Genomic DNA, 12787 nt, shown 5'->3' on the forward strand with positions numbered 1-12787 from the left:
GTGCAGCTAGCCCCGTCGAAAGCCAATGAACTTGGCGTTGCCATACGACAGCAAAGCCCGCCCCTGTGCTACCGGACCGGAGTGGGCCTTGCTGATAGACACTGAGCTTGCTTTCAGTGCTTAGCGGCTCAGCGCTAGTTTCAACTCGTTTAGCTTCAGCAATGCTTCAATAGGCGTGAGCGTATTCACGTCGAGGTGCTGCAGCTGCTCGCGAATGTGCTCGAGGGCGGGGTCGGCGGGCTCGAACATGCTAAGCTGCAGCGTGGGCCTAGGTGCAGTAGCCACGGCCGCAGCCGGGCGGGCCTGGGGCTGCCGAGTGGCTTGGCCATTTACGGCAATGGTAACCTCGGCCTCCACGGGCAGCAGCTCGTCGGCAGCAACGGGTTCGTCGGTGCTTACTTGGGCGCGTTCCTGCTCCAAATGGTGCATGATTTCGTTGGCGCGCAATACCACGGCGGGCGGCATGCCAGCCATGCGGGCTACGTGTATGCCAAACGAGTGCTCGGAGCCGCCCTCCTGCAGCTTGCGCAAAAACAGAATGCGTCCGTCGGCTTCCTTCACGGCCACGTTGTAGTTGCGCACCCGCTCGCACTGCTCGGCCAGTTGGTTGAGCTCGTGGTAGTGGGTGGCGAACAGGGTTTTGCCGCGGGCTTTGGGGTGGTTGTGCAAGTGCTCCACAATGGCCCAGGCAATGCTGATGCCATCGTAGGTGCTGGTACCGCGGCCGATTTCGTCCATCAGCACCAACGAACGGTCGGAGAGGTTGTTGAGGATAGACGCCGTTTCGGTCATTTCCACCATAAATGTGCTCTCCCCTTTCGAGAGGTTATCCGAAGCTCCCACGCGGGTAAACACCTTGTCGATTACACCCACGTGCGCGGCCTGTGCCGGCACAAACGAGCCGATTTGGGCCAGCAACACAATGAGCGCGGTTTGGCGCAGCAATGCCGATTTACCGGCCATGTTGGGCCCGGTAATCACGATAATTTGCTGGTCGTCGCGGTCGAGGCGGATGTCGTTGGGGATGTACTGCTCGCCAGGCGGCAACTGCCGTTCAATTACGGGGTGGCGCCCCTGCCGAATGTCAAGCACGGCCGAGTCGTCGACGACGGGGCGCACGTAGCGGTGCTGGCGGGCCGTGGCCGCAAACGAACCTAGGCAGTCGAGCACGGCCACGGTGCGGGCGTTCTGCTGAATTTGGGTGATGTACTCGCCCGCCGTTAGCACCAACTCGTCGTAAATGCGCTGTTCAATTACGAACAAGCGCTCCTCGGCGTGCAAAATCTTTTCCTCGTAGGTTTTCAGTTCCTCGGTAATGTAGCGCTCAGCATTTACCAAGGTCTGCTTCCGAATCCAGGAGGTGGGCACTTTGTCTTTGTGCGCGTTGGTAACCTCCAGGTAGTAACCGAACACCTTGTTATAGGCCACCTTCAGCGAGCCGATGCCGGTGTTGCGCTGCTCGCGCTGCTGCAGCTGCAACAGGTAATCCTTACCGGTGTAGGCAATGGCGCGCAGCTCGTCGAGCTCCTTGTCCACGCCGTCGGTAATCAGGTTGCCCTGATTGGTGAGTACTGGCGCATCGGGCCGCAGCTTGGCTTGTATTTCTTGGCGCAGCGCGTCGCAGGGGTTCAGCTGATCGGCCAGCTTTTGTAAGGCCCGCACCCCGCTGGCTTGCAGCAGCTCGCGCACCGGACCTAGGGCCTCCAGCGCCCGGCTCAGCTGCGTTAGCTCGCGCGGGTTCACGCGGCGCACGGCAACCTTCGAAATTAGGCGCTCTAGGTCGTAAATCTGGCGCAGCTGGTCGCGGATGGCCTCCAGCAATTCGGGCTGCTCGTGCAGGGCCTGCACGGTATCGAGGCGGCGCTGAATTTGGGCGGGCTCTTTCAGGGGCAGCACCACCCACTTGCGCAGCAGGCGGGCGCCCATGGGCGTCAGGGTTTGGTCGAGCACCTCAATCAGCGGCACGCCCCCTAGGTGCTGCGCCGACAGCAGCTCGAGGTTGCGTACCGTGAAACGGTCGAGCCACACGTACTTGTCTTCCTCCAGGCGCCCGATGCCGTTGATGTGGCCGATGTCGGTGTGCTTGGTTTCGGCCAAATAGTGCATAATGCACCCAGCCGCGATAATGCCTTCGTGCAGCGTATCGATGCCGTAGCCTTTGAGCGAGGTGGTACGGAAGTGGCGCGTGAGCGAATCGTGGGCGTAATCGAAGCCGAATACCCACTCATCGAGGGCGTAGGTGCAGAGGTCGGGCCCGAAATGCGTTTCGAAGTGCTGGCGCTGCTGCTTGCAGTGCAGCACCTCGGCCGGGGCAAAGTTTTGCAGCAGTTTCCCTAGGTAGCCGGCGTCGCCTTGCGCTACCAGGAACTCGCCGGTGCTGATGTCGAGGAATGCAATGCCGGCTTGGTGGTTTTTGCCGAAGTGCACGGCCGCCAGGTAATTATTGGCGCGGCGCTCCAGCACGTTGTCGTGCAGGCTTACGCCGGGCGTAACCAGCTCCGTGATGCCGCGCTTTACCAAGCCTTTGGCCTGTTTGGGGTCTTCGAGCTGGTCGCAGATGGCCACGCGCTGGCCGGCGCGCACCAGTTTGGGCAAGTAGGTATCGAGGGCGTGGTGCGGAAATCCGGCCAAGGCTACCTCGGAAGAAGTGCCGGCGCCGCGCTTGGTAAGCGTAATATCGAGGATGCGGGCGCTGGTAACCGCGTCGTCGCCGAAGGTCTCGTAGAAGTCGCCCACGCGGAAAAGCAACAGCGCGCCGGGGTGCTGCTGCTTTAGGGCGTAGTACTGCTTCATCAGGGGCGTATCGACCACGGGGGCCGGCGCGCCGGGGGCTGGTTTACGCATAAGTGCGCGGAAATAGTCGGGTAGAAGCTCCGTTGCAAAGCCGGCTCGGGCCGCAGGTGGTTTGGCGGTAACAGGAGGCCTTTCCGAAGCGGAGCCGTAGCTTGCGCCTTCGCTTACCCACAGCACCTAGGCGGTTGGTGCGGCCTTGCCGCGCCCGCCCAAGCTCCACATCTTACATGCGAAAACTAACCATTCACGAACTGAACCGGCTTACGGTCGAGGATTTCAAAAATACAGAGAAATTCCCGCTCTGCGTGGTACTCGATAACGTGCGCAGCCTGCACAATGTGGGCGCCGCTTTCCGCACCTGCGATGCCTTTGCCGTGAGCAAACTGTGGCTGGGCGGCATCACGGGCCGGCCCCCGCACCGCGAGATTACCAAAACCGCCCTAGGCTCAACGGAATCGGTGCCGTGGGAGCACGCGCCCGACGTGCCGGCCCTGGTGGAGCGCCTGCGCCAGCAGGGCTGGCAGGTAGTGGCCGTAGAGCAAACCACCGGCTCGGTGCCGCTGCCGCAGTTTCAGCCCGCGCCCAACAAGCCCTTGGCGTTGGTGTTCGGCAACGAGGTATTCGGGGTTGACGATGCCGTGCTGCAGCACTGCGACGCGGCCGTGGAAATTCCGCAGTTCGGCACTAAACACTCGCTCAACGTGTCGGTAACGGTGGGCGTGATGGTATGGGATGTGCTCAGCAAATGGGGCCTTACCACCGCTTCGTAAACATTCGCAACAAACAGCTAATTGCGCGCTTAGTTTTTTACTATCGGCTCGTATTTACTGCTATTTATCCGTATTTTTAACGGGCACTAGCTGTACAACTTGCAGCTGACCACCTACTGCTCCTACACTTTCTGCATGACAAACACTTTTACTCATTACGGCCGGGCCGCCACGCTGGCAGCGTTGCTCGCACTGCCCGGCATTGGCACTGCCCAGCAGCCAGCCCAACCCAAAGCCTCGGCGGTTAACCGTGGCCTGGAGTATCTGAACGCCCGCCGCACCAAGCTAGGCCTCACCGAAGCCGACTTGCGCAACCCCGCGGTGCCCTCGGAGTACACCGATGCGCACAACGGCGCCACCCACCTGTACCTACGCCAGCGCCACCAAGGCGTTGAGATTTACGGTGCCGTTACGGAGGTGCACTTCGACCGCAACGGCAAGGTGGTAGCCTCGCACAACGGCTTTGTGCCAAACGCGGCATCGCATGCGCGCAGCACCCGCCCGGCGCTTTCGCCGGAGCAGGCTGTGGCCGCCGCCGCCCGGGCCCTGAACATGCCGGCCCCGCAAGGCTTGCGCCTCGTGAAAGAAGGCACCGCTACCGAGGGCATGATGTTCTCGGAAGGCGGCATTTCGCTGGAGAAAATCCCGGTGAAGCTGATGTACTTCCGCCAGCCCAACGGCGAGCTAGCGCTTACCTGGAACGTAACGCTTTACCCGCTCGACGCGGAGCATTACTGGGACGCGCGCATCGACGCCAGCACCGGCCAACTGCTCGACCGCACCGACTTTGTGGTGCGCGAAGAAGCCTCGTTTGCGGCCTTGGCCCAACGGCGCAACGCGGCTCCTGCAGCCGTAGCGGCCCAGCGCACCACCACAGGTGGCACGCAGCCCGCCCCGCCCGTAGCCTCGCGCACCAATGCGCCCAATAGCTACAACGTGTGGCCGCTTACCGTTGAAAGCCCCATTCACGGCAACCGCCAGCTGATTACCGACCCGGCTCACCCTTGGGCCTCGCCCTACGGCTGGCACGACACCAACGGCCTGCGCGGCGCCGAGTACACCATTACGCGCGGCAATAACGTGCACGCGTATGAGGACCGCCGCAGCCTTAACAACGGCAACACCTCTAACAACTACACGCCCGGCTACTCGCCCAACGGCGGCGCCAGCCTCATTTTTGACTTCCCGTACCAAACGGGGGTAGCAGCCAGCGTAAACCAGGATGCGGCCATCACAAACCTGTTTGTGTGGAACAACCTGATGCACGACGTGATGAACCAGCACGGGTTCACCGAAGGCGCCCGCAACTTCCAGATGTACAACTACTCGGGCGCGGGCATCGGCAACGACTTTGTGCAGGCCGAAGCGCAGGACGGCCGCGGCGTATCGAACGCCAACATGGCTACCCCGCCCGATGGCTTTCAGCCCCGCATGCAGATGTACTTGTGGGACACCGACCAACGCTCGCTGATTGCGGAGTTGGCCAACGGCTCGACGCTGGGCTCGTTCAACTTTGCTACGTCTGCGTTTGGCCGTCGTCTGGGCTTGGTTTCGCCGGTGGCAGGTCAGCTGGTGTACGCCGCCGACGGTTGCGCCAACCCAATGCCCAATGCCTCGGCTCTTAACGGCAAAGTGGCCCTGATTAAGCGCGGCAACTGCAACCTGGCGCCCAAAGTACGCAACGCCCAAAACGCCGGCGCCCGCATGGTTATCGTGATGGACAGCCTGGCCAACTCGCCGCTGATTTCGATGAGCGGCTCGGCGGCCGATACGGCGGGCATTCGTATTCCGTCGGTGTTCATTTCGCGCGCCAATGGCCAGCAACTGCTGTCGGCTCTGGCAGCTGGCTCCGTCAACATCACCGTTACGGCCCTCGACCGCGACGGCGACTTCGACAACGGCATTATTGCGCACGAGTATGGCCACGGCATTTCTAACCGCCTGACGGGCGTGGGCTCGGGCTGCCTTAGCAACGCCGAGCAAATGGGCGAAGGCTGGAGCGACTTCTTTGCGCTCTGGATGACCACCAAGCCCGGCGACAAAGGCGAAACGCCCCGCGGCATCGGCAACTTTGCCGTTGGCGAACCGGTAACGGGCGGCGGTATCCGCACCAAGCCCTACTCCACCAGCCTCTCGGTAAACGACCTTTCGTACGCCAACCTAGGCACCGCGCCCTACACTGCGGTGCACGCCAACGGCGAAATCTGGTGCGCCGCGCTCTGGGATTTGAACTGGGCGTTGATTGAAAAGCACGGCTACAACGCCGACCTGTACGGCGAAACCGGCGGCAACAACATTGCCTTGAAGCTGGTAATCGAGGGATTGAAGTACCAAGGCTGCTCGCCCGGCTTTATTTCGGGGCGCAACGGCATCCTGAAGGCTGACTCGGTGAACAACAACGCCGCTAACGCCGCCATCATCTGGAAGGTGTTTGCCCGCCGCGGCATGGGTGCCGATGCCTCGCAAGGCTCGCCCGACGTGCTGAACGACGGCAAACCCAGCTTTACGCTGCCCACGGCGGTACTTTCGTCGAACAAGCCGAAGTTCTCGACCGATGAGCTGGCGGTGTTCCCCAACCCAGCCAACGAGGAGGTTACGGTGCGCATGCTGGCCGCCAGCCAGCAGCCGGTGGCTGTTGAGCTGCTCAACCACCTAGGCCAAGTGGTGCAGCGCACCACCCAGTCGGCGGCATTGCTGCAGCGCGAAGGCGCCAAGCTGAGCACGGCAAACCTGCCCGCTGGCATGTACGTTATTCGCCTGACCGGCTCCAACGGTACGGCTACGCACAAGCTGGTGGTGCGCCACTAATCGCTACCGCAAATTGTTAAGCAAACGCCCGGCCCTAGGTCGGGCGTTTGTTGTTTAAGGAAGCCAACCGTTTGCGTATTATGCCTGATACTTATTCGTTCGACGAGGCCGTAGCTGCCTTGCGCCCCGCCATCGGGGCCGACCTAGGCAGCACCCCTGCCGCCACCCCCGACGACATACTGCACCGCGCCCTGCGGCCTATTCTGAAGCTGCACAACCAACGCCTGCTACACTTGGTGGCCGACTATGCCCGCGACTACCGCCTGCCCCTAGGTACCGCGGCCCCCGCCGATTGCGAACGGCTACTCGATGAGCTACTGCGCCGCAATGCCCGCCTGCAGCACACCCTCACGGGTATGGTGACCAGCTTGTTCACCACCGCTGAGTACGCCTTTTACCGCCGGCACCGCCCCGAAATAAACCGTCGGTTATTGGAGTTGACCCGCCAGCGCGTATTATCGCAGGCAGCTGCCGTGGTACAATTGGTTACCGAACCCGAGTAGCCCTTTTTTCGCTGCCCGCGCGTGACAACCTATTACCAAGTACTGGAGCTATCCGAGCAGGCTACCGCCGCCGACATCAGGCGGGCGTACCTGCGGCTGGTGCGCCTTACCCACCCCGACCGCACCCCCGACCCAGCGGCCCACCAGCGTTACCTGCTCGTAAACGAAGCGTACGACACGCTGAGCAAGCCCGAGCTGCGCAGCCGCTACGATGCCCGGCTGGCGGCGCTGCGCACCCCTCGGCTGGCCCCTTCTCCACCGCTTGCCTATGCCGAGCCTTTCCCGGGCAATGCGTACCAGGTGCTGCGCGTACCCTATGCGGCCACCTCGGCTCACATCGATCAGGCTTACCAACGGTTGCGCGCTGTGCTGCGGGCCAACACCGTCGATCCGGCTTTGCGCCAATACCTGCAGCAGGTAGAGCACGCCTACGCTACGCTGAACGACCCGCGCCTGCGGCCCGCGCACGATGCCCGTGTGAAAGGGCAGCGCCCGGCGCGGCGCCCCGATCCGCTGGCGGAGCAATACACCAAATATTCCCCACTGGCCCGGCGGCTGTGCTGGGCGGCCTTGGTTTTCTTCGGGCTTATGCTGGTGGATATGAACTGGACTTTGCGGTTTGCCGCCGACCCGGTAGCGTCCGTTGAGTACCGTGCCGGCACCCGGCGTGGCGCGCGGCAATACTATTGGGTGAGAACCTCGCACGCAGCTTTCCGCAGCCCTTGGAACTACCAAGTAGGCGAGCCGCTGGACGTGCGCCGCAGTGCGCTGTTTCGGCAGGTGCGCGCCTACCGCTCCGCTACCGATGCCTCGGCTCCGCTGATCGACTATTCCTCGGAGCTGACGTACGGCGCGCTATTTTTCTTTCCCTTGGTCATGGCGGCATCTGCTGGTTTTGGCGCTTGGCCTGGCAGCTCTGCCAAACACGCCGTCGATAACGCCATTGTGGTTGGTATACTGGCGCTCATCGTGCTGTACCTAATGGTTAGCTACTAAACCAAACCGCCCGCTCCAGCAATAGCTGAAGCGGGCGGCTAGGGGCATTAGTGCAAGCACGTAGGGCTTAGTCGTAGGGCGAGTCGCGCAGGTGCACGGGTTCGGTTTGCTTGCGCAGGCGCATGTTCAGCAGCTCCACCACCAGCGAGAAGAACATGGCGAAGTAGATGTAGCCCTTCTCAATTTCTTTGTGGAAAGCCTCCATCACCAGCATTACCCCGATCATGATAAGGAACGACAGGGCCAGCATTTTGATGGTGGGGTTGCGGTTTACGAAGTTGGCCACTAGGCCCGAGAAGGCCAGCATCACGCCCATCGAAATGATAACGGCCAGGATCATGATGAGCACGTTATCCACCAAGCCCACGGCCGTGAGGATGGAGTCGAACGAAAACACGATGTCGATGAGGATGATTTGCAGGATGATGCGGCTCATGGTGCTGTAGGTTGGCGTGCCATCTTCGTGCTCCTCCTCGCCCTGCAGCTTGGTATGGATTTCGGTGGTGCTCTTGCCGATCAGGAACAAGCCGCCCAGGAAGAGAATGATGTCGCGGCCGGTTACGCCGAAGCCGCTTTCCACCCACGGCAGGTTCACATGAAACAGCGGCTCTTTCAGGCCCACAATCCAGCTGATGCTCAGCAGCAACCCGATGCGGAACAGCAAGGCCAGCATCAGGCCGATGGTGCGGCCGCGCTGGTGCTGCTCGGGCGGCAGCCGGTTGACGATGATGGAAATGAAGATGATGTTGTCGATACCCAGCACGATTTCCATGAACGTGAGGGTAAGCAGGCTAACCCAGGTTTGAGGGTCAGAGAAAACGGATAAATCGAACATAGGCAGGGAGAAGAGTCGCGAAGCGGTGACGAGCGGTTGTAAGTTTGTGGCCTTTCGGCAAACCTCTAACGACGCGCAAAAAGATGAGTCTGGATCAGGGAATGATGCTGTGGCAAACGGTAACAATTGGCCTGTTTGCCGTGCTGCTGTGGCTGCTGGTGCGCTGGTTTCGGCGCATCAACCCGCCGCGCTAGCTTTTCATGTTCACGAACTGCAGGGGCTGGCCGAGGCTGGCGGCGTTGCCACGCAGCAAGGCAATAACGGCCTGCAGGTCGTCGATTTTTTTGGCCGTTACGCGGAGCTGGTCGCCTTGTATCTGGGCTTCCACCTTCAGCTTCGAGTCCTTGATGAGCTTTTGAATTTTGCGGCTCATGTCTTTGTCGATGCCGGCGCGCACGGGCAGCTTTTTCTTAACCAGCGCGCCCGACGCTTCCTCGTCGGCCGAGAAATCGAGGCTGGTGGGGTCGATGCTTTGTTTGACCATGCGGCCCATGAGAATGTCTTCGAGCGACTTAATCTTCATGGAGTTTTCCGACGACAGCGTGATGATGTTGTTCTGCTTATCGAGTTCGATGCCGCCCTTGGTGTCGCGGAAATCGTAGCGCGTCAGCAACTCTTTTTTGGCGTTGTTGACGGCGTTTTCGAGCATTTGCGGGTCTACTTTGCTGACGATATCAAACGAGGCCATGCGGTAGGTAAGGTCGGTTGGTGAAGGGCAATACCGGGCACGGCTACGGGCCGCCCCAGCCGCCAAAGGTTGGCGAATTTGCCTAAACGCCCAAATGCCGGCAAAGGCTGCGTTCGGCGCCACTTTTCCGCGCTTTGCCTACGCGGCTATTGGCTAGCGCCCTAGGTGCCGGGGCCGGTTGGCAGCCCCGGCACCTAGGGCGTTGGCCCAGTGGCGGGTGTTTCCGAACTTGCCTGTGCATTTTGTTACCCAGTCAGCACCCATGCTACCCGCCGTCACCGCCCCGAAAGACGCCCTCGCGCAAACGCACGCTCGCATTCAGCCCTACGTGCACAACACGCCGGTGCTCACCTCGCATCTGCTCGATGCGTTGGCCGGCGCTACGCTGTACTTTAAGTGCGAAAACTTTCAGCGGATGGGGGCTTTTAAGATGCGCGGCGCCGTGAATGCCATTCTGCAACTTTCGGCGGCGCAGCAGCAGCGCGGCGTGGTTACACACTCCTCGGGCAACTTTGCGCAGGCCCTGGCGCTGGCCGCCCAAAGCCTGGGTGTGGCGGCGTACATTGTGATGCCCAGCAACGCTCCGCGCGTGAAAAAGGAGGCCGTGCTGGCCTACGGCGGGCAGGTAATTGAGTGCGCCCCTACCCTAGCGGCGCGCGAGCAAGCAGCGCAGCAAATTGTAGAAGAGCGCGGCGCTACCTTCATCCATCCCTCCAACGACCTCGACGTGATTTTGGGGCAAGGCACCGCGGCTGTGGAGTTGCTGGCCCTGCACCCCGCTCTCGACTACATTTTCGCCCCGGTGGGCGGCGGCGGGTTGGTAGCGGGCACCATTCTGGCGGCGCAGCACTTCGGCCGCAATTGCCGCGTGGTGGCCGGGGAGCCCGAAACCATGGACGACGCCTACCGCTCGTGGCAGGCGGGCACGATTGAAGGCAACGCGGCCGGCGACACCATCGCCGACGGCCTCAAAACCCAGCTCGGCGACATCAACTTCCCCATCATTCGGCAAGGCATCGAGGCCATTATCCGCGTGAGCGAGGCAGAAATTGTGGCGGCTATGCGGCTGATTTGGGAGCGGATGAAGATTGTGGTAGAAGCCTCGAGCGCCGTGGCCTTGGCGGCTTTGCTAAAGGAAAAGGACCGCTACGCCGGCCAGCAGATTGGCATTATCCTGTCGGGTGGCAATGTTGATTTGGCCAAACTGCCGTTCTAGCGGCCTGCGCCGGCACCTAGGGCGCCTCGGCCGACCCGAACCGCTCCCGGCCGCGCAGCAAATCCCAGTACAGCCGGAAGTCGCCGCGCAACGAGAGCAGCGGGTAGCGGAACGTGGCCGGGCGGTTGCGCTCCACGAAGAAATGCCCTACCCACGCAAAGCCGTAGGCCAGCACCACGCCCGCCAACAGCAGCCCCGGGCGCAGCAGCACCAGGGCCGCACCCGCCATCAGCAAAAACAACGACGTGCCCACGAAGTGCAGCACCCGCGTGCCGCGCTGCCGGTGCTCGCGCAGGTAGTACGGGTAAAACTCGGCAAACGTGGGCTGGGCGGGCAGGTCGTGAGGCATGGTGGCGGCAGAAGGCTTCGTTTGTCGGGGAAAGAAACCTAACTTTTGAGCCATTCCCAAGCCCTCCGTAACCTAGCCATGGCCGACCTGCCCGACGTGAGCACCCTGGTGGCGCTCTACGACCAAATCAACAATTACGGCCGCACCAACGGCATGAAGCTGACGGTGCACCGGCCGGGCCACGTAACCTACACCATGCGCATACGCGACGAGCACTTGTCGTCGCCGGGTACGGCACACGGGGGTATCGTGGCCGGCCTGATGGATGCGGTTTTAGGTGCGGCAGCCCTCACGCAGGCCTTCACCGAGCAAGAGTTTGTATCGACGGTCGAGTTCAAGATCAACTACCTGCAGCCCGTGCACTTGGCCGACGAGTTGGTGGCTCACGCCGAGGTTGCGCACCACGGCAAAAGCCTGGTAGTAGTAAACGGCCGCATCGAGTGCCCCGCGCGCGAGGCCTTGGTGGCGGTGGGCCTGGGTACCTTCAACCGCTACCCCGCCACCAAGCGCGATTTTGTGCGCGCCGTAGCCAGCCAGTTGGGCCTAGGTGAAAAATGGGTGACAGGTGACAGGTGACAGGTGACAGGTGACAGGTGACAGGTGACAGGTTGGTACTGCTGCCTTAGCGCCGGGTTACGCCACAACGTTGTTATGCCGAGCGCGGCGAGGAATGACAAACGACGTGTTACGTGTCACTTGTCATCTGCCTCCCAATACCACCCCAAACGCAGCGCCGCCGGACGCGGTGGCCCTTTGGGGGCTACCGGTCCGGCGGCGCTACACTACCGGGCAAGTGGGGTAAATAAGCCTACAGCGTTTCCGACTCAGCGGGTTCGTGCTGGTAGTCGCTTTCGGCAGGAGCTTCTACTTTGCGCACGTTGCGGGCGCAGTCTTCGTTGCGGTGGTTGCGGCCAACCGTAAACTCAACCCAGTCGCCTTCGTGCAGCTCGTTGAAGTCCTGGCCCTCGGCCATGTCGGCGTACGAAAAGAACAGGTTGTTGGGCGGCATCACCACGAAACCGTAGCCGTTCTTCAGGTTCTTGATGGTGCTCACACCAATAGAACCCTCGGGACCGGCGGCAGTTGGCTGATAAGCCGTAGCGGCGGCTGCGCGCGGCGGCGTGGCTACGTTGGGGTAGGCCGAAGGCTCGGGCTGGTTTACAAACAGGTTGTCGACGATGTCGCCACCGCGGCCGTCGATTACCTCGTTCATGGCCACGGCGTAGTTCACCGTCTCGAGCAGCAGCTGCGAGGGGCGGGTTACGCGGCTTTCGCCTTTGAAGTCGGTGTACTTGAAATCCCAGCTCAGCAGCATCACGCGGGTGCCCAGCGTGTTCAGCTTTTTGATCAGCGGCACGTAGTCCGAGTCGCCGGCGATGAGCACCACCACATCGAGGTGCTTGTGCAGAGCCAGGTCAAACGCTTCGAGGGCCAGCCACACGTCAACGCCTTTCTCCTGCAGGCGGCCGTCGCGGGTTTTGAGGGGCATGTAGTGCGTTTGCACCGACATGTTCATCAGGATATCGTCGAGCAGACGGTCGTGGAACAACCGGTCTTTGTCGCGGGCTTCGGTAGCCGACAAGCGGCCGCGGAAGAAGTGGGGCTCGGTAATTTGGCACAGACGCACGTCGGCGTCTTCATCCTCGGCTACTTGGTGCCGAATGAAATCGTGCAGGCCTTCCAGGCTGATGCGAGCTTTGCGGTCGTGCTGGAAGTAGTAGTAATCACTGATCTTAAGGAAATAGTTGCCGTCGTAGAAGACGCCGATCCGGATCAGCGGGCTATTGATCTGGTTCATGAGTACAGGAGGTGTGCAAGAGGGTAAGAGG

General features: G+C 61.6%; 11 protein-coding genes. 6 read left to right on the top strand and 5 right to left on the bottom strand.

Annotated features, from left to right (window positions below; all coding sequences use genetic code 11):
• Nucleotides 1-120: 120 nt before the first annotated feature.
• Nucleotides 121-2844 carry a DNA mismatch repair protein MutS gene (gene mutS, locus D3Y59_RS10905; protein ID WP_119445075.1) on the bottom strand — a complete coding sequence of 908 codons (2724 nt, stop codon included), beginning with the start codon at nt 2842-2844 and terminating at the stop codon, nt 121-123.
• Nucleotides 2845-3020: 176 nt separating this feature from the next.
• Here mutS and D3Y59_RS10910 point away from each other — a divergent pair, with 176 nt between their 5' ends.
• From D3Y59_RS10910 to D3Y59_RS10925, 4 genes are all read left to right on the top strand, one after another.
• Nucleotides 3021-3563, top strand: a complete 543-nt coding sequence (locus tag D3Y59_RS10910; RefSeq protein ID WP_119445076.1) for an RNA methyltransferase — start codon at nt 3021-3023, stop codon at nt 3561-3563.
• 135 nt (nt 3564-3698) lie between these two features.
• Nucleotides 3699-6371 carry a T9SS-dependent M36 family metallopeptidase gene (locus tag D3Y59_RS10915; RefSeq protein ID WP_119445077.1) on the top strand — a complete coding sequence of 891 codons (2673 nt, stop codon included), beginning with the start codon at nt 3699-3701 and terminating at the stop codon, nt 6369-6371.
• Between the two features lie 80 nt (nt 6372-6451).
• The gene (locus tag D3Y59_RS10920) at nt 6452-6874 is read left to right on the top strand and encodes a hypothetical protein (RefSeq protein WP_162910693.1); all 423 of its coding nucleotides are present in this window, start codon (nt 6452-6454) and stop codon (nt 6872-6874) included.
• A gap of 21 nt (nt 6875-6895) precedes the next feature.
• Nucleotides 6896-7870 carry a J domain-containing protein gene (locus D3Y59_RS10925; RefSeq protein ID WP_119445079.1) on the top strand — a complete coding sequence of 325 codons (975 nt, stop codon included), beginning with the start codon at nt 6896-6898 and terminating at the stop codon, nt 7868-7870.
• Nucleotides 7871-7937: 67 nt separating this feature from the next.
• Here the strand turns inward: D3Y59_RS10925 and D3Y59_RS10930 are convergent, their stop codons facing one another.
• Together D3Y59_RS10930 and D3Y59_RS10935 are read right to left on the bottom strand one after the other, a co-directional pair.
• On the bottom strand, nt 7938-8705 hold the full coding sequence (locus D3Y59_RS10930) for a TerC family protein (RefSeq protein ID WP_119445080.1): 768 nt from the start codon (nt 8703-8705) through the stop codon (nt 7938-7940).
• A 190-nt stretch (nt 8706-8895) separates the two neighbouring features.
• Nucleotides 8896-9393, bottom strand: coding sequence for a YajQ family cyclic di-GMP-binding protein (locus D3Y59_RS10935; protein WP_119445081.1), 498 nt, complete (start codon nt 9391-9393; stop codon nt 8896-8898).
• 262 nt (nt 9394-9655) lie between these two features.
• On the opposite strand from D3Y59_RS10935, the gene D3Y59_RS10940 reads away from it, so the two are divergent.
• Entirely contained in the window at nt 9656-10609 is a 954-nt protein-coding gene (locus D3Y59_RS10940; protein ID WP_119445082.1) for a pyridoxal-phosphate dependent enzyme, read from the top strand.
• 16 nt (nt 10610-10625) lie between these two features.
• Here D3Y59_RS10940 and D3Y59_RS10945 read toward each other — a convergent pair whose 3' ends face one another.
• The gene (locus D3Y59_RS10945; RefSeq protein WP_119445083.1) at nt 10626-10958 is read right to left on the bottom strand and encodes a DUF962 domain-containing protein; all 333 of its coding nucleotides are present in this window, start codon (nt 10956-10958) and stop codon (nt 10626-10628) included.
• Between the two features lie 78 nt (nt 10959-11036).
• On the opposite strand from D3Y59_RS10945, the gene D3Y59_RS10950 reads away from it, so the two are divergent.
• Complete coding sequence (locus D3Y59_RS10950; protein WP_119445084.1) at nt 11037-11534, top strand: PaaI family thioesterase; 498 nt, start codon at nt 11037-11039, stop codon at nt 11532-11534.
• A gap of 232 nt (nt 11535-11766) precedes the next feature.
• On the opposite strand, the gene D3Y59_RS10955 is transcribed toward D3Y59_RS10950, so the two are convergent.
• A complete protein-coding gene (locus tag D3Y59_RS10955) occupies nt 11767-12756 on the bottom strand; it encodes an NYN domain-containing protein (RefSeq protein ID WP_119445085.1) in 990 nt (329 codons plus the stop codon).
• Between the last annotated feature and the right edge of the window lie 31 nt (nt 12757-12787).

Origin of the sequence: Hymenobacter oligotrophus (genome assembly GCF_003574965.1) — a bacterium.
Lineage (GTDB): Bacteria > Bacteroidota > Bacteroidia > Cytophagales > Hymenobacteraceae > Solirubrum > Solirubrum oligotrophum.

Excerpts from the sequence above, each read along its gene's own strand:
- mutS (WP_119445075.1), bottom strand. The coding sequence starts at position 2,844 with ATGCGTAAACCAGCCCCCGGCGCGCCGGCCCCCGTGGTCGATACGCCC.
- D3Y59_RS10910 (WP_119445076.1), top strand. The coding sequence starts at position 3,021 with ATGCGAAAACTAACCATTCACGAACTGAACCGGCTTACGGTCGAGGAT.
- D3Y59_RS10915 (WP_119445077.1), top strand. The coding sequence starts at position 3,699 with ATGACAAACACTTTTACTCATTACGGCCGGGCCGCCACGCTGGCAGCG.
- D3Y59_RS10920 (WP_162910693.1), top strand. The coding sequence starts at position 6,452 with ATGCCTGATACTTATTCGTTCGACGAGGCCGTAGCTGCCTTGCGCCCC.
- D3Y59_RS10930 (WP_119445080.1), bottom strand. The coding sequence starts at position 8,705 with ATGTTCGATTTATCCGTTTTCTCTGACCCTCAAACCTGGGTTAGCCTG.
- D3Y59_RS10935 (WP_119445081.1), bottom strand. The coding sequence starts at position 9,393 with ATGGCCTCGTTTGATATCGTCAGCAAAGTAGACCCGCAAATGCTCGAA.
- D3Y59_RS10940 (WP_119445082.1), top strand. The coding sequence starts at position 9,656 with ATGCTACCCGCCGTCACCGCCCCGAAAGACGCCCTCGCGCAAACGCAC.
- D3Y59_RS10945 (WP_119445083.1), bottom strand. The coding sequence starts at position 10,958 with ATGCCTCACGACCTGCCCGCCCAGCCCACGTTTGCCGAGTTTTACCCG.
- D3Y59_RS10950 (WP_119445084.1), top strand. The coding sequence starts at position 11,037 with ATGGCCGACCTGCCCGACGTGAGCACCCTGGTGGCGCTCTACGACCAA.
- D3Y59_RS10955 (WP_119445085.1), bottom strand. The coding sequence starts at position 12,756 with ATGAACCAGATCAATAGCCCGCTGATCCGGATCGGCGTCTTCTACGAC.